Here is a 24,496-nt window from a genome sequence, read left to right on the forward strand (position 1 = left end):
CCTCGTTCCACGTCTGCACCACGTCTAGGGAGCACCCATGTCCCGCGTTCCGCTCTCCGTCCTCGACCTCTCGCCGTTCGGCTCTGGGCAGACTCCCGCCGACGGTCTCCGCGCCAGCGTCGGTCTCGCGCGCGCGGCCGAGCGCCTCGGCTACCGGCGCTATTGGGTCGCCGAGCACCACTTCAACCCCGGGATCGCCGGCGCCGCTCCGCACGTGCTTCTCGCATCCGTCGCGGCGGTGACGCACAGCATCCGTATCGGCACAGCCGCCACCATCATCGGCAACTACTCGCCGGCGCAGGTCGCCGAGGCCGCCGGCGTCGTGGCGCGGCTGCACCCGGGCCGGTTCGACCTCGGCATCGGGCGCTCGGGATCACGCAGCGCGGCGGCCGCGGCGCTTCCCGCCGCATCGGAGGATCGCGTCGTCGACGGGCTCCTCCTGCCGGCGGCCCGCCCGTTCGCCGGGTTCGACTCGGAGCGCTTCGTCGTGCAGGCGCGGCTGCTCGGGCGCACGGAAGCCGACGCCGAGCGCTTCGCGGACGACGTCGCCGAGATCCTCTCGTTCTTCGACGGCACGTTCTCACCCCCCGAAGACGTGCCGATCCACGTCACGCCCGCCGAGGGCGCCGACGTCACGGTGTGGATCCACGGTTCGACCGCCGGTCCCAGTGCGCGCCTCGCCGGGGAGCTCGGCCTGCCGTTCGGCGCGAACTACCATGTCGCACCCGGCTTCGTGCTCGAGGCGATCGCCGAGTACCGCGCCGCGTTCCGCCCCGGCCGCATCTTCGAGCCCCACGTCATCGTGTCGGTGGACGCCGTCGTCGCGGAGACGGATGCCGCGGCCCGCCGTCTCGCCGCGGGTTACGGTCGATGGGTGCACAGCATCCGCGCCGGCCAGGGCGCCGTCCCCTTCCCCTCGCCCGACGAGGCCGCCGCCGACCCGCTGACAGCCGAGGAGCTCGCGGTCGTCCGCGACCGCCTCGACACGCAGTTCGTCGGCTCACCCGAGACGGTGCTCGAGCGCCTCGAGACGCTGCAGCGGGTCACCGGCGCCGACGAGCTCCTCGTCACGACGGTCACGCACGACCCCGCGGACCGCGTGCGCTCGTACGAGCTGCTGGCCGAGGCGTGGGACTCCGACGCCGCGGGCCCGGCTGCGGACGCCGCGGGCGCGGCATCCGTGTCTCCGGAATGGACCATTCGTCTCGTCCGCACCGAGGAGTACGACCGCGCCGGCGAGGTGACCGCCGAGGCGTATCTGGCGAGCTACCGGAATCTCTCGGACGAGTACGTCGCTTCGCTGCGCGACGTCGCGAGCCGCGTGCGCGAGGGGGACGTGTGGGTCGCCGTCGAGGACGGCGGTGAGATCCTCGGCACCGTGTGGGTCGCGAGACCGAACCGTCCGCTCGCGGAGGTCGCGCAGCCCGGCGAGACGGACTTCCGTCAGCTCGCGGTGGCTCCCGCCGCCCGCGGTCGCGGGATCGGAGAGGCGCTCACCCGCCACGTGATCGACCTCGCCCGCGAGCGGGGCTCGCACCGCGTCGTGATGAACAGCGGGCCCGAGATGACCGGCGCCCACGCGCTGTACGCCAAGCTCGGCTTCCGGCGGCTCTCGGAGCGGGAAGGGCTGTGGGAGGTTCAGCCCGGCCGATGGATCGAGCTGTACACGTTCGGCTACGATCTCGCGCCCGAGCCCGCGGACGCGTCGCCGGGCGAGAGGGCGTGGACGTTCGAGACGGTCCCCTGGGACGACCCGCGCGCCGAGGAGCTCCGCGCGGAGATGGACGTCGAGGTATCGCCCCGGTATGCGGATCGGTGGGCGGATGCTGCAGCCGCCGCTGCGGAGGAGGCTCAGCGCACGTTCGCGGTCGACCCCGACACGATCGTCGCGACGGTGCTCGCCGTGGACGCCGCAGGCGACGCGGTCGGTCACGCGGCGCTGCGTGACCTCGCCCACGACGGCACGCGCGACCTCGAGGTGAAACGCGTGTTCGTGAGGCCGCGCGCACGCGGCACGGGTGCGAGCCGCGCGCTGATGCAGGAGCTCGAGCGCATCGCGCAGGATCGCGGGGCCGGGCGCCTGATTCTGCAGACCGGCGACCGTCAGCACGACGCGGTCGTGCTCTACGAGCGCATCGGGTACCGCCCGATCCCCATCTTCGAGCCGTACACGGCGTTCTCCTTCTCGCAGTGCTTCGCGAAGGAGCTCGCTGCCCCGGTGTGAGCCCGCGCCGCCGTTCTCTCGTCCTCCTGAGACGGGGAGTCTCAAATGCTGCATGATGGGTTCAGTATTCGGGACGGGGGCCTTCCATTTCGACACCTCAGCAGCCGACTGACGAGCTCGAAGAGTTCACGCAGCTGATCAGTCAGGAGCAGATGTTCGGCGGTCCGCCGCAGCGCTCGGTGGATCCCGAGGGGCGGCGCCGCCGTCGGCGCATCGGCTGGATCGTCACGGCGATCGTACTCGTCGTGCTGCTCGCCGTCCCCAGCGGGTACGTGTGGTGGGCACTGACGGCGCCGGTGAGCGCGCCACTCGTCGAGACGCACGAGCCGCCCGTGACGGTGCCGGCAGCCGCCGCCGTCGCGCTTCCGTCCACCGGGGCCTCGGCGATCGCCGTCGCCGGTGGCGACGAGTACCTCGGGGCCGAGGCGAGCGGCATCTGGGCGACGAGCGGGACCAGCGAGCCGCAGTCGATCGCGAGCATCACGAAGCTCATCACGGCGCTCGTGATCCTCGAGCGTCATCCACTGGCGGGTGCCGCGGATCCCGGGCCGACCATCACCTTCAGCAAGGCCGACCACGACCTCTACGACCAGTACTACGTGAGGGGTGCGACGATCGCGGCGATGCCGACGGGCAGCTCGATGTCGCTGCACGACGCGCTCGCGACGATGCTCATCCCCTCGGCGAGCAATTACGCGGAGGCGGTCTCGACGTGGGCGTTCGGCTCGCAGGGCGCCTTCCGCGGTGCCGCGCAGCGGTGGCTCGCGGCGAACGGCCTCACCGGCACGACGATCGTCGAGCCGACCGGCCTCGACGCGCGCAACACCAGCACGCCGGCCGACCTCATCGCCCTCGGCAAGCTCGCCGCCGCGAACCCGGTGATCGCGAGCATCGTCGCGACGCGCTCGCTCGCGCTGCCCGGTCCCGGTGCGATGCAGAACACCAACGACCTCCTCGGCAGCAACGGGATCACCGGCCTGAAGACGGGCAACCTGGGCGAGGGCACGTACAACCTGCTCTTCACCGCATCCGTCCCCGTCGGAACGGCGCAGCCGCTCAGCGTGACCGGGGTGGTGCTCGGCGGCTTCACCCGCGCGAACGTCGATCACGACGTCATGACGCTGATCGACAGCATCCGTGCCGGCTTCCACGAAGTGCCGCTCGCCAAGCGCGATCAGCCGGTCGGCACGATCACGACGAGATGGGGCGCGTCGGCGCAGATCGTCGTCTCGGACTACGCGACGATCTTCACGTGGTCCGACACCCCGATCGCCGTCGAGATGACGACGACCACGCCGAAGACGTACACCGACGGCGAAGAGGTCGGGAGCATCACGTGGACCGCGGGCCCGAACACGGTGACGGTTCCGATCGAGATCGACGGCGCCATCGTCCCGCCGACGGACTCCTGGCGACTCACCCACCCGGGGGAGCTCGGCGGGGAGTAACCCGGTTCCGTTCGCGGGTCACCACGGCTCTGTCGCGAGGAGCGCCGCCGACCTAGAGTCGTGGTCGTGAAGCGAATGTGGCCGTTCCTCGTGCCCGGCGTGATCCTCGCCGCGGTGGGGCTGGTGTGGACGCTGCAGGGGTCGGGGTGCTGCAGGGGTCGGCGATGACCGGGTCGACGCTGTGGGCGACGATCGGGCCGATCGTGCTCGTCGTGGGGCTCGTGCTGATCGGCATCGGGATCGCGCGGCGCCGGCGGCGCACCCCCTGATCGGCAGGAATCGGTCGGTGCCTGGCGACCTCCTCGCGCCGCCGTGACCTATCGTGACCGGATGAGCGCGATCGACATCCAGCGATGGACGGCCTTCTCCTCCGAGCCCGCGGGAGGCAATCCCGCCGGTGTCGTGCTGGACGCCGGCGGACTGACGGATGCTGCGATGCTCGGCATCGCCGCAGACCTCGGCTATGCCGAATCGGCGTTCGTGGTCGCCGGCGAGGACGGCCGTCGGGCCATCCGCTACTTCTCGCCCCTCGCCGAGGTGCCGTTCTGCGGTCACGCCACCGTCGCTGCGGCGGCAGCGATCGCGGAGGCCGACGGCGACGGCGCGATCTCGTTCGAGACTCCGGTCGGCATCGTCGAGATCGTCACCGCAACGGACTCCGGGCAGCGGCGGGTGTCGTTCGTCAGCGTCGAGCCCGACACGACCCCGCTGCCCACGGACGCCCTCGCCGACGTGCTCGGGGCGATCGGGCTGTCGGACCAGGACCTGCATCCGGACTTCGCCCCCGCACAGGCGTTCGGCGGCAACTGGCATCCCCTCGTCGTGCTCGCTGAGCGGGAGGTCTTCGACGGGTTCGCGATCGATCCCGACCGGGCGCGCGCGGTGCTCGACGCGCGGGGATGGCCTGCGACCATGATCGTGCTGTGGCCCGAAAGCGCTGATCGGTGGCATGCGCGCAACGTCTTCCCCGTCGGGTCGATCATCGAGGATCCGGCGACCGGCGCGGCCGCAGCGGCGACCGGCGGCTATCTTCGCGCCACGCACGCGGTGGAGGCGCCCGCACGAGTCGTGATCCTCCAGGGCAGCCACGTCGGCAGGCCGAGCGAGCTCACCATCGACATCCCGACAGCCGGTGGGATCGTCGTGTCGGGGTCGGCCGTCCGCATCGACTGACCTCCGCGATTCCGCTGCCTCCGCGCCGCGGGTACTGACCGCCTTGACAGTGCCCTCCAACGCGAGGACCGTCGATTCAAACCGGTGCCGACGACCGCACGCACCGTGCGGTCGCTGTGCCCGTTTGCGTCGATGGGAAGGTCGACCATGTCCATGAAGGTGATGGATTCGCTGCGCAGCAGCGTGAAGGGCTCCGTCGTCGAAGAAGGCGACGACGGATACGACGAGGCGCGGGTCGTCTACAACGCGATGATCGACCGCCGACCCTCCGCGGTCGTGCGGTGCCAGGGCGCCGCAGATGTCGCGGCCGTCGTCCGCGCCGCCGCCGAGGATGGGAGCGACGTCGCGGTCCGCGGCGGAGGCCATAGCGTGCCCGGATTCGGCACCGCGGACGGTGCGATCGTCGCCGATCTGGGCGACATGACCACGGTGACCGTCGATCCCGCGTCCTCGACCGCCGAGGCCGCAGGCGGCGCCACCTGGGGCATGTTCAACGAGGCGACGTCTCAGCACGGCCTTGCCACGACGGGCGGGATCATCTCGACGACGGGTGTCGGCGGACTCACGCTCGGCGGCGGGATCGGCTACCTCGCCCGCGGCCACGGGCTTTCGTGCGACAACCTGCTCTCGGCAGAGGTCGTGCTTGCGGACGGGAGAGTGGTCACGGCGAGTGCGGACGAGGAGCCCGACCTGTTCTGGGCTCTCCGCGGCGGGGGAGGCAACTTCGGCGTCGTGACGAAGTTCACGTTCCGGCTGCATCCGGTCGCCGAGATCTACGGCGGCCCGATGTTCTTCGAGCTCGCGGACGGTCCGGCGATCCTGGCGTACTTCGCCGACTACGTGCGGACCGCACCGCGCGAGTTCGGCGGGTTCCCCGCGTTCCAGATCGCTCCTGCGCTGCCGTTCGTGCCGGAGGACCGCGCCGGCGAGCAGTTCGTCGCTGTGGTCTTCTGCATCAACGGCCCGGCGTCGGAGGCCGAGAAGATCGTCCAAGGGTTCCGCGACGTCGCGAAGCCGGTGGCCGAGATGGTAGGTCCGATGCCCTACCCGGCGATGAACGGCCTCTTCGATGGACTTGTCCCACCCGGCCTCCAGCACTACTGGAAGGCGGCGTTCCTCGACGAGCTCAGGCCGGAATCGGTGGCCGCTCACATGGAGCACGGCCCGCGGGTGCCGACCGTCAACTCGACGGTCCACTTCTACCCGATCAACGGAGCGTGCCACGACGTGGCGTCCGACGCGACGGCCTTCGGGCACCGCGACGCGAACTTCGCGCTGGTGATCGCGGGGATGTGGCCGGATCCCGCGGAGAACACCGCGAACACCGCGTGGGTCAAGGACTACTACGCGGCGATCGAGCCGTTCGCCCAGCCGGGCGGCTACATCAACTTCGCCTCGCAGGACGACCAGCCGAAGGCATCCAGCAACTACGGCGCCAACTACGAGCGGCTCCGTGCGGTCAAGCGCGAGTACGACCCCGACAACGTGTTCCACCTCAACCAGAACATCGTGCCTTAGCGGCCGGCGGGACGACGGATTCCGGCCCGGGAGCCCGTCGAGGGACGAGCTCCCGGGCCGGTTCCGCGGTCAGTCCGCGATGAAGGCGAGGATGTCGGCGATCAGCGCCTTCTGATACTCGCCGGCGATGCCGTGCGGCGCGCCCTCGTAGACCTTCAGCGTGCCGTCCGAGACGAGGCCGATGGACTTCTCGGCCGCCGCTGCGATCGGCACGATCTGGTCGTCCGAGCCGTGAGCGAGCAGGATCGGCACGTCGAGCGCCTTGAGGTCCTCGGTGAAGTCGGTCTCGGAGAAGACCTTGACGCACTCGTAGGCGGCGGCGAGACCCGCGAGCATGCCCTGGCGCTGGAAGTCGTCGATGAGGCCCTGCGACACCGCGGCGCCCTCGCGGTTGAATCCGTAGAACGGCACTGCGAGGTCCTTGTAGAACTGCGAGCGATCGGCCAGAACGCCGGCGCGGATGCCGTCGAAGGCCTCGATCGGCGTGCCTTCGGGGTTCGCCTCGGACCGGACCATGATCGGAGGCACGGCGCCGGCGGTGACGACCTTGCGGACGCGACCCGTGCCGTGCTGCGCGGCGTAGCGCACGACCTCACCGCCGCCGGTCGAGTGGCCGATGACGACGAGGTCGGTGAGGTCGAGGTGTTCGATCAGCTCGGCGAGGTCGCGGGCGTAGGTGTCCATGTCGTGCCCGCGGTCGGTGTTGGTCGAACGGCCGTGCCCGCGGCGGTCGTGCGCGATGGCGCGGTAGCCCGCGTCGGCGAGAAGCTTGGACTCGACGGCCCACGCGTCGGAGCTCAGCGGCCAGCCGTGGCTCAGGACGACCGGCTTCCCGGTTCCCCAGTCGGTGTAGTAGATCTCGGTGCCGTCGGAGGTGGTGAACGTCGGCATGGCGGACTCCTTGCGATCATCGGGCCGACCCGTCGCCCCACTCGCCGGAGCCGTCACGGGCGACGGCGCCACCCTCGAGCCTCGACGATCGGCGGCCGTGGCGCCCCGCTCGAACGGCCTCACATCCCACGATTCAGGACGAGGATGGAAGGATGCACTCGGCCCCCGCCCCACGGCGAATCGCGTTCCTGCTGTTCGACGGAGTGAAGACCCTCGATTATGTCGGGCCGGCCGAGGTCTTCGTCGAGGCCAACCAGGCCGTGCGGGGGTACGACGTCGTTCTTCTTTCACCCGACGGACACGATGTCATGACCTCGCTCGGCACCACTGTCTCGGTGCACGGCGCGGCGGACGATGCCGGCGACTTCGACACCGTGATCGTGCCGGGCAGCGAGATGCCGCCGCACGAATTCGCGAGAGGACCGTTGACGGATGCTGCGGCCGCCCTCGCCACCCGGGCCCGCCGTGTCGTCTCCATCTGCAGCGGCGCCTTCGTGCTCGCCGAGATCGGCGCGCTCGACGGCAAGCGGGCGACGACGCACTGGAAGTTCGCGCCGGAGCTGCAACGCCGCTACCCGCGCGTGCGCGTCGAACCGGACGCGATCTTCGTGCGTGACGGCGGCGTCTCGACGTCGGCCGGCGTGGCGGCGGGCATCGATCTGGCGCTCGCCCTCGTCGAGGACGACCACGGCGCCGATGTCTCGCGCCAGGTCGCCCAGCTGCTGCTGGTCTACCTGCAGCGTTCGGGCGGCCAGTCGCAGTACTCGGTGCCGCTGCGCGCCCGCGCACAGGCAGCCTCGATCGTGCGCCGCGCCACCGACCTCGTCGACGCGGATCCCGCTCGTGCGTGGAACGTGCCGGAACTCGCCGGGCTCGTGGCGGTCAGCTCACGCCATCTGACCCGCCTCTTCCGTGAAGAGATCGGGCAGTCGCCGACCGAGTACGTCACCGGGGTGCGCTTCGATCTCGCCCGCGTCCACCTCGAGGCGGGTGCGAACGTGACCGAGAGCGCCGCGCAGGCGGGTTACGGGAGCGCCGAGGCGCTCCGCCGCGCGTTCATCGCCCGCCTCGGCATCTCTCCGTCGCAGTACCAGCGGCGGTTCCGGTCCGCGCTCCCGGCGGTTCGAGACAGACCTGCGGAGGGTGGCTTCGAGCTCGCCTCCTGACCTGGCCGGAGTCTCAGGTCTGCGCCGTGGCCGTCACCTCGGCGCGCGTTCCCGCTCGCCGGAACGCCGGATCAGCCGACGCGGCCAGCGCAACGGCAGAGCCGACCGCGCACGTCGCGAGTGCGGCCTGCAGGGTGGCGGCCGTCGAGACACCGGATGACGTGAGAAGGATGCCGGCGGCCAGTGCCACCAGGAAGGTCGCCGCCAATCGCTGCGTGAGCTGCAGGAACGATGCCGCCACGCCGTGCAGCTCGGCGGGCGCGAACGACAGGGTCGTGGCACGCACCACCGGCTCCACGAGGCCGCCGCCGATCCCCAGCCCGATCTGGGCAGCCGCGGCGACGACGAAGAGCACTCCGTCCGGCGACAGCGGCGCCGCGATCGCGAGCCCGGTGAACAGCGCCGCCTGGAGTCCCAGGCCGAGCCACACCGTGGCCGGGGACCCGATGCGCCCCACCACCCGCAGACTGAACAGCGACCCGACAAGCCGCGCCAGCGCGCCCGGCGCGAACACGAGCGCGATCACCAGCGCCGACAGCGCCGGCGACTGAAGGAAGTACAGGGTCACGACCGACCCGGCCGCCATCCCGCTGCCGAACCACAGCAGCGCGACCACGTTCCCCACGACGAAACCGCGCGAGCGCACCAGCGCCGGCGCGAACAGCGGAAGCCGTCCACGCCGGGCGTACCTGCGTTCCCACAGCACCAGTACGAGCCCGAGCAGCACCGCCGCGCCCACGACAGCCAGGCCCCACACGCCCGAGAGCCCCGGCTCCACGACGGGCAGGGTCAGCGCCACCACCACGAGGCAGAGCAGCACGATGCCCGGCAGGTCGAGCCACACCCGCTCCGACCCCGAGGACTCCGGACGGGCGCGGGGGCCCGGCATCCCGCGCCATCCGAGGACGAAGGCGGCGATCACCAGCGGCAGGGGAGTCAGCAGCACGGCGCGCCATGCCACCTCTGCGGGAACGGCAACGATCACCACGGCCGCGAGCACCGGCCCGAGCACACCCGCGAGCCCGCCGACGGCGGTGTACGCGGCGAGGGCGCTCAGTCGGGCCCTGCCGGTGAACAGGTCCTGGATCGCGCCGAGCACCTGCGCGCTGATCACGCCCGCACCCAGCCCCTGCACGAACCGCGCCGCCACGAGCACGACGATCGTCGGGGCGAGCACGGCCGCGACGCCTCCGACCAGGAAGATCGCGAGGCCGACCAGGAAGAGCAGCCGGCGCCCGTACACATCACCCAGCCGCCCCGAGGGGATGAGCCCGAGCCCGAACGTCAGCGAGAACGACGCGAGCAGCCACTGCACGCCCGCGGTGGAGCCGCCCAGCGACGCGCTCACCGCCGGTGCCGCGTAGGTGATCACCACCGCGTCGAACAGCGTCGCGAAGCCTGCCGCGAGGCACGCCCAGAGCGCGGGCCGCGCGTCGCGGACCGCGCTCTGGCCACTCATGCGGTCGTCAGCTCGCGCTCCCGCTGACCGAGCGGGTCGGCCTCGGTCCACAGCACCGTCGGGAACTCCTCCCGCAGCACCGGTGCGACCTCCTCGGCGAACCGCTCGAGGATCTCTAGCTGCTGCACGAACGGCACCGTCGTCGGCAGGCTGATCGACTGCAGGTCGTGCCCGAGCCGGCCGTGGAACCGTGCGATCTTGTCGATCACCTGCTGCGGTGTGCCGACGAGGGCCGGACCCTCGGCGACGGCATGCTCGATGTCGCGGAACGGGGTGTTGTTGCCCGGCACGTTGGTGGCGGCGACGATGGCGTTGTATACGGGCCCGTACTGGGCGATCGCCTCCTGGGTGGTGTCGGCGATGAAGAGGGCGCCCGAGCCGGCGGCGACGAATGCGTCCGCCGGATCGTGGCCGTGCCGCGCGTACTCCGAGCGGTAGTGATCGACCAGCACGCCGTAGTTCTCGAGCGGCTGGATCGCATTCGCGCTGAACAGGGGATCCCCGAACTTCGCGGCCAGCCCCGCCGAGAACAGCGTCGTCGCCGAGCCGTGCCACACTCGCGGTGCCCCGGCATACGGCCGCGGCAGCGTCGTCACACCCGACAGGGGCCGGGTGAACTCCGTGCCCGGCCAGGTGACATCCTCTTCGCGCCAGAGCGTGCGCAGCAGCTCGTACTTCTCGGCGAGCAGCTCCCATTGGTCATCGATGTCGAGGCCGAACAACGGGAACTGTGCGACCTCGTTGCCCTTCCCGATCGTGATGTCGAGGCGCCCGCCCGACAGCTGGTCGATCGTCGCATAGTCCTCGGCCACGCGTACCGGATCCAGGACCGAGAGCACGGTCACGCCGGAGTTGAGGCGGATGCTGTGCGTCCGGGCCGCGATCGCGCCCAGCAGCACCGTCGGCGCCGAGGAGATGAAATGCCCGGCGTGGCGCTCGCCGATGGCCACAGCATCCAATCCGAGCTCTTCGGCGCGGATCGCCTGCTGCAGCGTCTCGGCGAATCGCTCGGCGGGCGAGACCTGATGGCCGGTGATCGGATCGGCGCGGTAGGGGATGATGTCGAGCAGCTGGAACCTCATGCCGACACCCCCGGCGCGACGAGCTCGGCGTTCGAGATCACGCGGGCGAGCGGCGTCTTCTCGCCGGCCTCGATCCCGATCGGCAGACGGTTGCCCTCCGGCGGCAGCGGGCATGTGGCGAAGTCCGTGTACGCACAGGGCAGGTTGACGGCGCGGTTGAAGTCGATGGTGGTCCAGCCGTCGGCATCGGGCGCGTCGATGCCCACCGAGCGGTTCGCGGCGTACGTGGTGATCCCGCTCGTCGCATCCGTGAACAGCACGAGCAGGTCGCCCGGCCCCTTGCCCTCGAACGCCGTGAGCGCGAACTCCTCGCCCCGCCACGAGAACTCGAGCACGCCGGGGGCGTCGTAGACGTGGGTGAGCCCGTCGACGGCGGCACCGACCTCGGTCGGGACGGGCGCATCGAACGGGCGCAAGCGCGCCGCGACCCGCCACCGCGGGTTCGGCACGTAGGTCGGGGTGCCCGAGTACTCGGCGAGGAACGGGTGATCGGCCCGTCGCGGTCGCAGGATGGTGTGCCCGCCGCGGATCGCGATCTCGACCGCACCGGCGATGTCGCCGTCGGTGAAGGTGGGGGTGACGCTGCCCCGTTCGGCGATCTCGCCGAACGCATGCGTGCCGGTGATCGTCGCGCCGTCGAGCGTCAGGCTCTCGCCGTCGGCCAGGTCTACGACGACGCCGTCGGCGCCGAGGTGCCACGTGCCGGGCGCACCCGGCAGGGTGATCGGGTCGCGGCCGAGCCAGTGCAGGCCGGTGATCGCGAAGAAGCCGAGGGAGTCGGCGCGCCGCGTCTCGTGCCCGCGGTGCCAGTCCTCCCACTCGCGCCCGAACTCGGCGCGGTCGACATCGGAGTTGAGGGTGGTGGTCATGGGTCCTCCTCGGTGGGGTGGGTGGGGAACGGATGCTGCGGGCTCAGCCGGCGCGGACGTCAGGCCGCGGGCGCGGCCACGGTGCCGGTGGTCGCGGAGGCAGCGGCAGGCCGCCACCCGACGAGCGGCAGGACGGCGGTCCGGATGTCGGTGAGGATCTGGCGGTACTCGTCCTCGTCGAATCCGTAGGGGAACGCGACGCGCAGCTCCGTACGACCGTCGAAAGTCGGGTCGCTCGTGAGGCGCTCGGCGATCTGCTCCGCGGAGCCGTGGAGGTCGCGCTGGAAGACGACGGTGCGTCCGCCGAGGCTCACCGGCTCCGCGGTGCGCTCGTCGCGCGCGGCGACGTACGCGGCGTAGTGCTCACGCTGCGCGGCGGTCGCCGAGTCGGTCGGCAGGATCACCCGCTCCACGCCGATGCGCGGGTCGGTGCCGCGGAACTCGGACAGGTACGCGTCGACGTGCGCGCGCTGCGCCGCCTCGAAGGTGTCGGCGGCGTCGCCGTCCCCGACGTTGCCGAGCAGCAGCTTGAGTCCGCGCGCGGCTGCCCAGCGCACCGAGCGCAGCGAGCCGCCGCCGAGCCACACGCGGTCGCGCAGGCCCGCGATGTGCGGCTGCACCCGGGGGATCTGCGGCCCGTACGGCGTCGACAGCTCGTCGTCCGACAGCGCGTGCCCTTCGAGCGACTCGAGGAACCGCTCGATCAGCGCGTACGGATCGGCGGCGGCCGCAGCTGGGCCCACGCGCCCGGAGGCTCCGGGCGACGCGCCGGCGGCGCCTGAAGGGGGCGTGGGGACCGTCCTCCCGAGCGATGCGAGCAGGTCGCCGTGCGGGGCCGACGTGCTCACGCCGACGTTCACCCGGCGGCCCGAGAGGGCGTCGACGGTGGCGAAGTCCTCGGCGAGGCGGAAGGGCGTCTCGTACCCCAGCGGCACGACGTCGGTCTCGAGGCGGATCGTGCGGGTCCGCTGGCTCGCCGCCGCGAGGAACGTCAGCGCCGACGAGACGCCGCGTTCGAGATGGCGCTGACGGATGCCGGCCACGTCGTAGCCGAGATCCTCGGCGAGTTCGAACAGGCGCAGGGTCGTCTCGAGGCCCGCGCGGGGGTCGTGCTCGGGGAACGTGCCGGCGAGGATGATGCCCGCGACCGGGATGGTGCCGGGCGTGCTCATACGGTGGCTTCCTCGGGTGCGCGGGTCCTCGTCGCGGTGCTCGTATCGGCGTGGAACGTGCGCACCGCGTGGTCGAGCGCGTCGACCGTGAGGGCGATCGAGTCGAGGTCGATGCGCTCGTCGTTGCCGTGGAAGAGGCGGCGGAACGTGCCGTAGTCCCATCGCTCGCTGAGCACGCCGAAGCCGTACGCCGGGATGCCGCGGCGACGGTAGAAGCGGCCGTCCGTGCCGCCCACTCCGAGCATCGGCAGAAGCTCGGCGCTCGGGTACGCGCGGCGGACCGCGCTGCCGAGGGCTGCGAACAGGGGAGTGTCGATCGGCGAGGCCGTCGACTCCCCGAACCAGTCGCCCTCGATCTCGATGTGCTCGATGAGGTCGCCGAGCGCGTCGCGGATCAAGCCCTCGACGTCCTCGCGCGTGACGTCCGGCAGGATGCGGATGTCGAGCTGCACGGTCGCGGTGCCCGGGATGACGTTGCCCTTCTCCCCGGCGCGGACGATGGTCGGCGAGATCGTGGTGTGCGTCGAGGCGTGCGCGAACCCGTCGAGGGTGCCGAGGTGCGGGAGGCCCTCGTAGAACCGGTCGGGGTCGGTGAGGGCGGTGCGGGTGTCGGGATCGAGGTCGAGCGCCTCGGCATACGCGCGCCACTGCGGCGTGATGACGGTGGTTCCGCGGTGCCGCGCGAGGCGGGTCACGGCCTCGGCAGCGATGACCGCCGCGTTGCGCGAGCCCCACGGCGCGGACCCGTGACCAGGGGCACCGGTCACGCGAAGGAGGCGCCCGGCGCCGCCCTTCTCGCCCACCATGACGCCGAGGTGCGGCTGCGCGCCGGCATGGGCGCCGCCCGACTCGGTGAGCACGCAGTCCGCGTCGATGAGGTCGAGGCGGTGCTCGGTGAGCCACCCCACGCCGAACCGGCTGCCGTTCTCCTCGTCGGCGACGGCGGCGAAGATGAGGTCGCCGCGCGGGCGGAACCTGTCCGTCGCGATCGCGCGGGTCACGACGGCGTACGCGGCGGTGAGGTTGAGCATGTCGATCGCGCCGCGTCCCCACAGCACGCCGTCGACGATCTCGCCGGCGAACGGGTCGCGCGACCAGCCCGACGGCTCGACGGGCACGACGTCGGTGTGCCCGACGAGCGCCAGCGACGGCGCCGTGGGGTCGGTGCCCTCGATGCGCACGATGAGCGACTGGCGCCCGGGGTGCGGCTCGACGACGACGCCTTCAAGACCCGAGCCCTCGAAGAAGCGCTGCAGCGTGCGCACCTGCAGGTGCTCGTGCCCCGAGCCGGGGGTGCCGTCATTGACGGCCGCGTTGCGGATCAGCTCCTGCAGGAGCTCGGTCGTCTGCTGCGACAGCGTTCCCCCGATGCTCATGCGACCGCCTCTTCCGCGAGTGCCGGCGCCGACAGCGTCGACCCCGGGATCGCCTCGATGAGCCGTCGCGTGTACTCCTCGCGCGGCGCGCTGAGGACCTGCGCGGTCGCACCCTGCTCCACGATCCGGCCGTGCTGCATCACGGCGACGCGGTCCGAGATCTCGCGGACCACGGCGAGGTCGTGGCTGATGAACAGGTACGACACTCCGACCTCGCGCTGCACGGCGGCGAGGAGATCGAGGATCTGCGCCTGCACCGAGACGTCGAGCGCCGACACCGCCTCATCGAGCACGACGAGGTCGGGGCGCAGTGCGAGCGCGCGTGCGATCGCCACGCGCTGCCGCTGGCCGCCCGAGAGCTCCGCCGGCCGCCGCGAGGCCGTGTTCGACGCAAGAGCAACCTGGTCGATCAGCTCTCGCACGCGGCGTGCCCGCTCGGCCTTGTCGACGCCGTAGGCCCGCAGCGGCTCGTCGATCACTTCGGCGATCGTGAACCGCGGGTCGAGAGATGCGAACGGGCTCTGGTAGACGAGCTGGAACCGCCGGCGTAGCGCGCGCAGCTCGTCACGGCTCGCGGCGACGAGATCCTCGCCGTCGAAACGGATGCTGCCCGCCGACGGCTTCTCGAGCCGCAGCGCGAGGCGCGCCGTCGTGCTCTTGCCCGAGCCCGATTCGCCGACGATCGCGAGCGTCTCGCCGCGGTCGACGCGGAACGTCACGTCGTCGACGGCGAGGAGCTTCTCGCGGCCGGGGAGCGGGAACTCCTTGCGGAGGCCGGTGACCTCCAGGAGTGCCGGGGTCGCAGCATCCGGTTCCGTCCGTGCCGCTCGATCCGTCACCCGCGCGGCCCCGCTTCGGAGCCCGGGGGCGGCGGCGATGAGTGCGCGGGTATACGGATGCTGCGGACTGTCCAGCACCTGACGTGCAGCGCCCGTCTCGACGATCTCGCCGTTCTGCATCACGATGATGCGGTCGGCCCGGTCGGCGGCGACGCCGAGGTCGTGCGTGATGAGCAGCACGGCCGTGCCGAGCGTCGTCGCCAGGGTGTCGATGTGGTCGAGGATCTGCTTCTGGACCGTCACGTCGAGCGCGCTCGTGGGCTCGTCGGCGATCACGAGCTGCGGCTCGGCGGCCAGCGCCGTCGCGATGAGGGCGCGCTGCTTCATGCCGCCCGAGAACTGGTGCGGGAACTGCCTGGCGCGCGCCTCGGGCTCGCCGATGCCGGCCAGACGCAGCAGTTCCACGGCCTGCGCGTCCGCGCCGCGGCGCGTGGCGAGGCCGTGGATCACCAGCGGCTCGCCCACCTGGCGCCCGACGCGCTTGACCGGATTGAGGCTCGTCGTCGGGTCTTGCGGGATGAGCCCGATCGCACGACCGCGCACCTCGCGCCAGGCACGGCGCGGGAGCCCGGTGAGATCGGTGCCGTCGAACACGATGGCTCCGGCATCCACCGACGCGTTCGAGGCCAGGAGGTGGATGACGGCGTGCGCGGTCGTGCTCTTGCCCGAGCCCGACTCGCCGACGATCGCGACGACCTCGCCGCGGTCGACGGTGAAGCTCACGTCCCGCACGGCCGGGCGCGACTCGCCGCCCAGCGTGTACGACACCGAAAGGTTCGAGACCTCCAACAGCGCGGTCATCGGATTCCTCCATTGCGTTCGAGGGCGCGCGAGATGCGGTTGGCCGACAGCACGACGGCGACGATCACGAGGCCCGGGAAGGTCGTGAGCCACCACGCCACGGCGAGGTAGTCGCGCCCGCCGGCGACGAGCGAGCCCCACTCCGGCGTGGGCGGCGGAGCGCCGAACCCGAGGAACGACAGCGACGAGATCGCCAGCACCATGACGCCGAACTCGAGGGCGGCGAGGGCGATCACAGGGCCCGACGCGTTCGGGAGGATGTGACGGCGCAGCACCGTGTGCCAGCGCACGCCCGAGACGTGCGCGGCTTCGACATAGACGGCGGTGGCGATCTGCAGCACCTCGGCGCGCATGACGCGGGAGAAGGAGGCGATGCTCGCGAGTCCGACCGCGATCGCGACGTTGAGCGTGCCGAAGCCGAGCGCCGTGATGAGCGCCAGCGACAGGAGGAGGCTCGGGATCGCGAGCAGCACGTCCATGAAGCGCATGATCGCGTCGTCGACGAAACCCCGGAGGAACCCCGCGAGCAGGCCGAACAGCGACCCGACGGCGAGGCCGACGATGACCGCGACCGAGGTCGCGGCCAGCGACGTCGCCGATCCGTAGACGACGCGCGCGTAGAGATCGCGTCCGAGGTTGTCCGTCCCGAAGAGGTGCTCCGGGCTCGGCGGCAGCAGGCGGTCCTGCGGGACTCCGACGATCGGATCCCACGCCGTGAACCACGAGGGAACCAGGGCCCACAGGGTCACGAGGGCGACCACGAGGATCGACGCCACGAGCGTCGGCTGCTTGAGCACAGCGACGATCGGGCGCAGGGCGGAGCGGCGGGTGGCAGCATCCGGCCGCTCTTCATCGAGCGCGGCCGCGTGCGGGCTGCCCGACGGATCGGCGTCGGGGTCGACGATCGACTCGAGGAACGGGTCGTGCGGCTCGAGGGAGCGCGCGGGCGGGGTGAGCACGTTCTCGACGGTCATGGCGGCTCCTGTCAGGCGGCGACGAACGCCGTGCGGGCGAGCGTGATGCGGCGGTCGATGAGGGGGTAGACCAGGTCGACGACGAGGTTGGCGACCACGAAGACGAAGGCGGCGAAGACGACCACGGTCTGCACGACGGGCACGTCGCGGTTGTTGACGGCGGTGACGACGAGCCGGCCGATGCCCAGGCGCGAGAACACCGTCTCGGTGACGACGGCGCCCGAGAGCAGGCCGCCGATGAGCACGCCGACCATCGTGAGCGAGGGGATCGCGGCGTTGCGGAACGCGTGGCCGAGCTGCACGCGGCGCTCGCTCGCGCCCTTCGCCCGCACGATCTCGACATATGGCTGGGCGAGGGTCGAGCGCAGGCTCCGCGACAGCAGCTGCGCGATGAAGGCGCCGGACGGGATCGCGATCGTGATGGCCGGCAGCACGAGGCTCTCGAAGCCCTCGTTGCCCATCGACGGGAACAGGCGGATGCGGAACGAGAAGGCCTGCAGCAGCAGGAGCCCGATCCAGAACACCGGGATCGAGACGCCCAGCGGCGGCAGCGACGACAGCAGGTTGCGCAGCCACCTGGCCCGGGCGAGTGACGCCGAGAGCGCGAGGACGACGCCGAACACGACCGACAGCACGAACGCGAAAGCGGTCAGCGCGAGCGTCGGGGGGAGGGATTCGAGGAGCAGGTCGGATGCCGGGCGCCCGGTCTGCGTCGACACCCCGAAGTCGCCGGTCAGCGCCTTGCCGAGGGCGACGAGGTACTGCTCCCACAGCGGGCGGTCGAGCCCGAGCTCGCTGCGCAGCTGCGCGACGAGCTCGGGATCGACGGCCTCCTGGTCGCCGCCGCCCGCGAACAGCGTCGCGGCGTCGCCCGGCAGCAGGTACAGGATGAGGAACGAGATCGTGTAGGCGGCCCACAGGACGATCACGCCCTGCCCGATCCTTCGGGCGATGTATCGACCCCACATGATCTCGTTCCTCATCCCTTTCGTCGTGCGATGTGCGCGCGCGTGCTTACTCGGCGATCCAGGCGTCGTAGAAGTCCAGGCGGCTGGACGCCTCGAAACCGAGACCCTGCACCTTCGACGCGGCAGTGATCGTGGTCGACAGCTGGTAGATCGGGATCGAGTAGCCGCCGGTGACGAGCAGCTCCGCGGCCTCGTCGACGACCTTCTGGCGCTCGGCCGGGTCGATGATGGCGGCCTGCTCGTCGAGAAGCTCGTCGATCTCCGCGGGCTCGGTGCGCTTCGTGGCGTTGTTGGTGCCGGTGACCGAGAACACCGTGCGCAGCACGTCGGGATCGGCCCGCGTCAGGTTGCCGTACGAGAAGTCGTACGTGCCGTCGGCGTTCGCGGCCTGCACGTCGGCGATGCTCGCGAAGGTCAGCTGCAGGTCGACGCCGATCTGGCGCAGCTGCTGCTGCACGAGTTCGAGCACCTCCTTGGGCGACTGCCAGTAGGTGACGTGGAAGCTGAGCTTCTCGCCGTCCTTCTCACGGATGCCGTCATCGCCCTCGGTCCAGCCCGAGTCCTCGAGCAGCTCGGCGGCCGCCTTCGGGTCGTACTCGAGCACGTCGCTCAGGTCGGTGAAGTACGGCGTCGACGAGGCGAGCGGCGACACGGCCGGCAGGTCGTCGGGGCCGAGCAGCGTCGACGTGATCTGCTCACGGTCGATGCCCTTCTGGATCGCGAGGCGCACGTTCTCGTCGGCGAGCTTCTCGGTCGACTGGTTCGCGTACAGGTTGTAGACCGAGCCGGGGTTGGCGCGGTTGAGCGACCAGAAGCCGTCGCCCTCGAAGAGCACGGCGTCCGCCGTCGCGATGCCCGTGGTCGCGTCGATCTGACCCGACTGCAGGCTGCCGGTGCGGTTGCCCGACTCGGGGACGACCTTGTACGTGATCGTGTCGAGGTACGCCTCGCCGGTGTGCCCGGCGGTGGACGGGCCCCACTCGTAGCCCTCGCGGCGCTCGAGCACGGCGCCCTCGTTGGGCGTGTAGCTCTGCACCGAGAACGGACCCGAGCCGATGAAGTCGCCGAGGCAGCGATCCGCCTGGCTCACCGCCGCAGTGGCGGGTGACAGCAGACCCAGCGAGAACGTGGAGGTCGCCTGCAGGAACTGCGCGCTCGGCTCCGAGAAGTTGACGATGACCGTGTGCTCGTCGGGCACCTCGATGCTCTCGAGGTCGGCGAGGTACGACGAGCCGAGGCTCGCCTTCGCGCCCAGCGCCTGGATGGCCTCGAAATTCGTCTTGACGGATGCCGCGTCAATGGGCTCGCCGTCGGCGTACGTGGGGCCGTCCTGCAGCGTGAAGGTGAAGCTCGTGGCGTCGTCGTTCACCTCGTAGTCGGTGGCCAGCCACGGCAGGATCTCGCCGGTCTCGGGGTCCTGGATCGTCAGCGACGCGACGGTCTGACGCGCGATCGCGATCGCGTCGTTGTTGCCGACCTGCTGCGGGTCGATGCACTGGCTGTCGACCGAGATCGCGAAGGTCAGGTTGCCGCCCGTGACGGGCTCCGCCTCTGCGGATGCGGTGGGGGCGGGATCGCCGGCGCCGGTCGCGCACGCGGTGAGCGCGAGCGCGACCACGCCGATCGCCGCAAGCGCGGCGGTACGGGGTCGGGTGAACGACATGGGGTCTCCAGAAGCTGTGGCGGGCGAGCCCCGGCGGTGGTGCCGGGCTCGTGGATTTCAGCGTCCCCGAGAGGTCGTGCTGGCCCCGATCGGGGATGTCACGCGGCGTGAATGACGGTCGCGCACCGTCACGCGCCGTCATCCGGCGTCATGTTCCGCAGTCACTTCGTGCGGGTCCCGCGACCTATCCGCGACCCGAAGTGACTGCGGAGCCCGCGGCGTGGAGGAGCAGCGGCGGGAGGGCGGAGCCGGGGCCGGGACGCGGGCTACGGCGCGACGGGCACCGCGACGCCGAGCCGGGCAGAGATCGCGCCGGCGACGACGTCGGTCTGCCGGAGCGACAGGGAGTTCGCCGCGGGGCGCGTGAAGGCGCCGGCCTCGGTCTGCGACGTGAACGGGCCGATCGCGAACAGCGTGGCGTGCGGCACGCCGTCGGGGCGCAGCACACGTCCGTCGTCCGTCACCCGCACGCGTCCGAGCGAGCCCGAGTACTCGGCATCCGTCACGTGCAGCACGCTGCCGTGCACGGTCGCGAGCTCGCGCAGCGCGACGTTCGTGCTGAGTTCCGCGTCGGCGGCCGGCAGCCACGCGTCGACGAGGGCGCCGGCGACCGTCTCGCCCGGCACACGGGGACTGGATGCTGCGAACCCGCGCGGCGCGACGACCACCTCAACGTCAGGCCCGAGGAAGCGCACGACTCCCGCATCGGCGAGGGCGAGCAGCTCCTCGAGCCGGTGCGGGGGCGGACCGCTCGCGAGGTAGCTGAAGAACGTATGCCAGCGGACGGGCAGCGTGTAGGCGCGGGATCGCGCCGTGAAGCGCTCCTTGGGGATCTCCGACAGTGCCATGAACGACAGCAGAGCGGAGATGAACACGCCCTGTGCGGGGCTCCGCTCCTGCGTCGTGCGCAGGTCGAGGTCGTCGGCGATGTGGGCGCGCACGCGGCGCTGCACGTCGTCGGCGTCGGCGAACTCGGCATCCGCGAACGGCCGGTCGAACGAGGCCACGTCGAACCGGTCGAGCGGATCGGGCACCACCGCGGCGATCGCGTCGCCGAGCGCGGGGTCGTCCCACGCGTGGGCGTGCAGCACCGGTTGGAACTCGTCCCACGTGGCCGATACCCGCTGCGGATGCCCGGTGAAGAGCTCGCGGTAATGCCCGTGCAGCAGCTCGGCGGCGACCAGGGGCCATACGTCGCGGTCGAAGTCGATCGGCCGGCCCGTGTCGACGAGCGCGGCGATCGCGTCCGGCGTCAGCACGTCCCGCTGCGGGGGCGAGCCCTGCAGCGTCGACGTCACCTTCGACCGGTACGGCACGCCGCGGCGCGAACCGAGGTGGAGGCGCGGCTCCTGCCCAGACGGCAGATACCGAAGCGCGCCATCGGCATCGCGGTCGAACCGGCCGCCTCGGCCCTGGGTGAGGAGCACGACGAGGTCGACAGCCGCGAGGCCCATGCCCCGCACGATCACGTCGGCACCCGCGGCCAGCGCCGAGAGGTCGGCGTCCGCGGTGAACGCCGGGCCCACGTAGACGAGCCCTTCTCGCGCCGCGGTTGCCGTGAACGCTGCCGATGCCGGGTCGGGCTCGCGCTCGGTGTGACCGAGGCAGTAGGCGACAGCATCCGTCTCGATCACTCGACCGCTCGCGAGCGAGACGGCGTGCTGTCCTGACGACGACGTCCGCACCGACGTCACCTCGTCGATATGGAGCCGGATCCTCACGCCCTCCGGCGCGCTCGCCGCGGTGCGGCGGAAGAACCAGTCGAGGTAGTGGCTGTGCAGGCGCCGCGTGGGAAAGCCTTCGGGGGTGAGTGCCCGCGCCTCGGCCTCCGACAGCTCGTCGAGGTCGACGTCTGGGAGTTCGCCCGCGCGCCACAGGTCCAGCCACTCGCTGAGCGAGGGGCCGGGACGCACCGGCCCCTCGATCGTGCAGCTGTCGTCCGTGAACACGGTGACGTCGCGGGTCATCGAGTTGAGCTTCAGCAGCGGAGACTGCGCATGGCGCCAGATGCGGCCGGCGCCGGGAGGATGCGGGTCGACGAGGTCGATGTCGAGCAGGGTGTGCTCGTCCGCGCGCGCCAGCACGCGTTCGAGGAGCATGATCGCCCGGGGGCCGGCTCCGACGAACAGCAGGCGCGCGCGGCCCGTCATCGTGCCGCGAGCGCCGGCGCCAGGCGCGGGGCGGGCAGTCCCAGCAGGTCGCGGAGGGTGGCGCCCTCCTCATAAGACCGCCGGTACGAGCCGCGCTCCTGCAGCAGCGGGACGACGCGCTCGGCGAACTCGTCGAGCCCGTGCGGCGTCAGGTGCCCGACGACGGTGAACCCGTCCGTCGCGCGCTCCTGCACGTAGCGGTCGATCTCGGCGGCGATGCGCTCCGGCGTGCCCACGAACGTCGGGGTGGCTGTGAGGCGGATGACGGTCTCACGGATGCTGAGCCCCTCCGTCTCCGACAACTCCCGCAGCTTCGCGATCCGCGCCCGCACCGCCGCGTGCCGGTTCGCCCAGCCGCGCGCCGTCTCGTTCCCGGTGTCGGGATCGACGTCGGGAAGCGGACCGTCGGGGTCGTAGCCGGACAGGTCGCGACCCCACACCTGCTCGACATAGGTGAGGGCGACCTCGGGCCGCACCTGCTGCAGCGCGACCTCGCGGGCGCGCTCGTGGGCGTCTGCATCGGTGTCGCCGATGGAGAAGGTCGCCGCCGGGAGGATCTTGAGGGAGTCCTCCTCGCGTCCGTAGCCGGCGAGCCGGCCCTTGACGTCGTCGTAGAACGAGCGGGCGTCATCGAAGCCGGTATGCAGGGAGAAGATCACCTCGGCATGCTCGGCGCCGAACGTGCGCCCGTCGGCCGAGTCGCCGGCCTGCACGATCACGGGGCGCCCCTGCGGAGAGCGGGGCACGTCGAACAGCGCGTCGACGTCGAACTGCGGGCCCGTGTGGCGCACGCGCGCGGGAACGCCGTCGTCGAGGAAGACGCCGGCTGCGGCATCCGCCCGCACGTCGCCCTCGGGCCACGAGTCCCACAGTTCCTTCGCGAGTGCAGCGAACTCGCGGGCGCGCTCGTACCGGTCGGCGTGGTCGAGGTACCCGCCGCGCCGGAAGTTCGCGCCGTGGAAGGCGTCGGAGCTCGTGACCGCATTCCAGCCGGCGCGGCCCCCCGACAGGTGGTCGAGGGTCGCGAGCTCGCGCGCCAGCTCATAGGGCTCGTTGAACGTCGTGTTGAGCGTGCCGACGACGCCGACGTGCTCGGTGATCGCGGCGACGGCGGCGAGGATCGACAGCGTGTTCGGGCGGCCCAGCACGTCGAGTTCGTGGACGCGGCCCTTGTGCTCGCGAAGGCGGAGGCCCTCAGCGAGGAAGACGTAGTCGAACAACCCGCGCTCGGCCGTCGCGGCGAAGTGCTCGAACGACGAGAAATCGATCTGGCTGCCGGCCGCGGGGTCGGTCCAGACGGTGGTGCTGTTGACGCCGGGGAAGTGCGCGGCGAGGTGGATCTGACGGGGGCGGCTCACAGCGCGAACTCCTCTTCTCGGGCATAGCGGCTCTCAGGACGTGCGAGGTCGAGGCGGGCGCGCAACGAATCCTCGCCGTCATCGGCGCGGAGGGTACCGGTCGAGCGCAGCAGCGGCACGACCTGCTCGGCGATGGCGACGACGTCGGCGGGCTGGCGTGCGGGCCGCAGGCGCACACCGTGGACGCCCGCGGCGGCGAGCTCGCGCACCGCGTCGGCGATGTCGCCGGGCGTGCCGACGACGATGCGTGCGTCGGAGGCGAGCGGCTCGCCGTCCCACTCGTCGAGTCGCGCCGCGGCGGCGCGGGCCGCGGTCTCGGTGTCTTCGATCAGCACGAGCAGGTCGGCGAAGACCCGCAGCGGCTCGTCACCGGTGCGCAGGTCCTCGGCGGCAGCATCCAGCTCTGAAAGGATGCCGGGCAGCGAGAACCCCGGACGCCCGCCGTCGACGTGGGGTGTGACGAACACGAGGTCGGCGTGCTCCGCGGCGAGCCGGTACGGCACCGTCTGGTGTGCGAGCACGGTGATCAGCGGGCGACCCTGCGGTGACCGCGGCACGATCGAAGCGCCGGTGATCGAGAAGAACTCGCCCTCGAACTCGATGTTGTGCACGCGATCGGCGTCGAGGAAGCGGCCGGCCGCGGCATCCCGGATGATGGCGTCGTCCTGCCACGAGTCCCACAGGCGCGACAGCACATCGGCGAACTCGCCGGCCTCGCGGAAGGCGGCGAGGATCTCGGCCGAGTCCTCGACGCGACCCGACGTGGGGATCGCATCGATGCCGGCCGCGCGGCGGCCGAAGTTGGCGCGCTCGGCGGCGGAGGCGCCCGCGACCAGCCGCACACCGGCGCGGCCACGGCTGGCGAAGTCGAGCGTCTGGATGCCGGTGGCGACATGGAACGGCTCGGGATGCGCGGTCGTGACGGTGGGGACCAGGCCGATCCGGCGCGTCAGCGGCGCGACGTACGACGCGATGAGCACGGCGTCGAGGCGGCCGCGCACGCGATCGCGGCGGAGGCCCTCCACGGACTCGAAGCGGTCGGTGATCGCGAGGGCGTCCTCGATCGTGGCGAGGGCGATGCCGGCGTCGTCGGCCGCGCGCAGCAGGTCGCGCCAGTAGCGCGGCGACGTCAGCTCGTGCGGGCGGGCCGTGGCTTCGCGCCACGCGGCGGGGTGCCAGCCGGCCCGTTCGAGGGCGATGGCGAGGTGAACCTGGTCGGTCACGGGAATTCTCCTTCTTCGCACGAGGCGATCCGCTGTTCACGATTCCCGCGGGGTCATGCGTGCGTCCAACCCCGGTCGTCATGGGAGGACTCGCAGCGCCAGAAGGCGTAACGAAGCATCCGGATAGGATGGGGTGTAACCG

At 71.6% G+C, this 24,496-nt stretch carries 18 protein-coding genes; 5 read left to right on the top strand and 13 right to left on the bottom strand.

Translation table 11 applies throughout. The features are described 5' to 3' along the window. Window positions 1–37: 37 nt before the first annotated feature. The 4 genes from J2Y46_RS05680 to J2Y46_RS05695 all read left to right on the top strand — a co-directional run bounded on the left by J2Y46_RS05680 (window position 38) and on the right by J2Y46_RS05695 (window position 6,363). A complete protein-coding gene (locus tag J2Y46_RS05680) occupies window positions 38–2,224 on the top strand; it encodes an LLM class flavin-dependent oxidoreductase (RefSeq protein ID WP_310240892.1) in 2,187 nt (728 codons plus the stop codon). 152 nt (window positions 2,225–2,376) lie between these two features. Continuing rightward, window positions 2,377–3,672, top strand: a complete 1,296-nt coding sequence (locus J2Y46_RS05685; RefSeq protein WP_310240895.1) for a D-alanyl-D-alanine carboxypeptidase — start codon at window positions 2,377–2,379, stop codon at window positions 3,670–3,672. A 330-nt stretch (window positions 3,673–4,002) separates the two neighbouring features. Next, window positions 4,003–4,845 (top strand): PhzF family phenazine biosynthesis isomerase, encoded by an 843-nt coding sequence (locus J2Y46_RS05690; RefSeq protein ID WP_310240897.1) that lies wholly within the window; start codon window positions 4,003–4,005, stop codon window positions 4,843–4,845. A 147-nt stretch (window positions 4,846–4,992) separates the two neighbouring features. Next, window positions 4,993–6,363: an FAD-binding oxidoreductase gene (locus tag J2Y46_RS05695; RefSeq protein WP_310240899.1), complete on the top strand. Its 1,371-nt coding sequence runs from the start codon at window positions 4,993–4,995 to the stop codon at window positions 6,361–6,363. A 69-nt stretch (window positions 6,364–6,432) separates the two neighbouring features. Here J2Y46_RS05695 and J2Y46_RS05700 read toward each other — a convergent pair whose 3' ends face one another. After that, on the bottom strand, window positions 6,433–7,254 hold the full coding sequence (locus J2Y46_RS05700) for an alpha/beta fold hydrolase (RefSeq protein ID WP_045302099.1): 822 nt from the start codon (window positions 7,252–7,254) through the stop codon (window positions 6,433–6,435). Window positions 7,255–7,406: 152 nt separating this feature from the next. On the opposite strand from J2Y46_RS05700, the gene J2Y46_RS05705 reads away from it, so the two are divergent. Next, window positions 7,407–8,420 carry a GlxA family transcriptional regulator gene (locus J2Y46_RS05705; protein ID WP_045302101.1) on the top strand — a complete coding sequence of 338 codons (1,014 nt, stop codon included), beginning with the start codon at window positions 7,407–7,409 and terminating at the stop codon, window positions 8,418–8,420. A 13-nt stretch (window positions 8,421–8,433) separates the two neighbouring features. Here the strand turns inward: J2Y46_RS05705 and J2Y46_RS05710 are convergent, their stop codons facing one another. From J2Y46_RS05710 to J2Y46_RS05765, 12 genes are all read right to left on the bottom strand, one after another. After that, window positions 8,434–9,879: an MFS transporter gene (locus J2Y46_RS05710; protein ID WP_052676930.1), complete on the bottom strand. Its 1,446-nt coding sequence runs from the start codon at window positions 9,877–9,879 to the stop codon at window positions 8,434–8,436. Next, window positions 9,876–10,961, bottom strand: a complete 1,086-nt coding sequence (locus J2Y46_RS05715) for an LLM class flavin-dependent oxidoreductase (RefSeq protein WP_045302103.1) — start codon at window positions 10,959–10,961, stop codon at window positions 9,876–9,878. The genes J2Y46_RS05710 and J2Y46_RS05715 overlap by 4 nt, the downstream gene beginning before the upstream one ends. Beyond that, window positions 10,958–11,830: a DUF1684 domain-containing protein gene (locus J2Y46_RS05720; RefSeq protein WP_045302105.1), complete on the bottom strand. Its 873-nt coding sequence runs from the start codon at window positions 11,828–11,830 to the stop codon at window positions 10,958–10,960. Before J2Y46_RS05720 ends, J2Y46_RS05715 begins: the two co-directional genes overlap by 4 nt. A 59-nt stretch (window positions 11,831–11,889) precedes the next feature. Next, the gene (locus J2Y46_RS05725) at window positions 11,890–13,002 is read right to left on the bottom strand and encodes an LLM class flavin-dependent oxidoreductase (RefSeq protein ID WP_310240905.1); all 1,113 of its coding nucleotides are present in this window, start codon (window positions 13,000–13,002) and stop codon (window positions 11,890–11,892) included. Further along, window positions 12,999–14,378, bottom strand: coding sequence for a M20/M25/M40 family metallo-hydrolase (locus J2Y46_RS05730; RefSeq protein ID WP_045302109.1), 1,380 nt, complete (start codon window positions 14,376–14,378; stop codon window positions 12,999–13,001). The genes J2Y46_RS05725 and J2Y46_RS05730 overlap by 4 nt, the downstream gene beginning before the upstream one ends. Continuing rightward, on the bottom strand, window positions 14,375–16,018 hold the full coding sequence (locus J2Y46_RS05735) for an ABC transporter ATP-binding protein (RefSeq protein ID WP_045302111.1): 1,644 nt from the start codon (window positions 16,016–16,018) through the stop codon (window positions 14,375–14,377). The genes J2Y46_RS05730 and J2Y46_RS05735 overlap by 4 nt, the downstream gene beginning before the upstream one ends. After that, complete coding sequence (locus tag J2Y46_RS05740; RefSeq protein WP_310240908.1) at window positions 16,015–16,992, bottom strand: ABC transporter permease; 978 nt, start codon at window positions 16,990–16,992, stop codon at window positions 16,015–16,017. Before J2Y46_RS05740 ends, J2Y46_RS05735 begins: the two co-directional genes overlap by 4 nt. 11 nt (window positions 16,993–17,003) lie before the next feature. Then, entirely contained in the window at window positions 17,004–17,960 is a 957-nt protein-coding gene (locus tag J2Y46_RS05745) for an ABC transporter permease (protein ID WP_310240909.1), read from the bottom strand. Between the two features lie 46 nt (window positions 17,961–18,006). Next, complete coding sequence (locus tag J2Y46_RS05750; protein WP_045302115.1) at window positions 18,007–19,623, bottom strand: ABC transporter substrate-binding protein; 1,617 nt, start codon at window positions 19,621–19,623, stop codon at window positions 18,007–18,009. A gap of 266 nt (window positions 19,624–19,889) precedes the next feature. After that, window positions 19,890–21,773, bottom strand: a complete 1,884-nt coding sequence (locus J2Y46_RS05755; RefSeq protein WP_310240912.1) for an FAD/NAD(P)-binding protein — start codon at window positions 21,771–21,773, stop codon at window positions 19,890–19,892. Further along, a complete protein-coding gene (locus tag J2Y46_RS05760) occupies window positions 21,770–23,131 on the bottom strand; it encodes an NtaA/DmoA family FMN-dependent monooxygenase (protein ID WP_310240914.1) in 1,362 nt (453 codons plus the stop codon). Before J2Y46_RS05760 ends, J2Y46_RS05755 begins: the two co-directional genes overlap by 4 nt. Continuing rightward, window positions 23,128–24,354: an LLM class flavin-dependent oxidoreductase gene (locus J2Y46_RS05765; protein WP_310240917.1), complete on the bottom strand. Its 1,227-nt coding sequence runs from the start codon at window positions 24,352–24,354 to the stop codon at window positions 23,128–23,130. The genes J2Y46_RS05760 and J2Y46_RS05765 overlap by 4 nt, the downstream gene beginning before the upstream one ends. Window positions 24,355–24,496: the final 142 nt, after the last annotated feature.

It is taken from the genome of Microbacterium sp. BE35, from assembly GCF_031457705.1.
GTDB lineage: Bacteria > Actinomycetota > Actinomycetes > Actinomycetales > Microbacteriaceae > Microbacterium > Microbacterium trichothecenolyticum.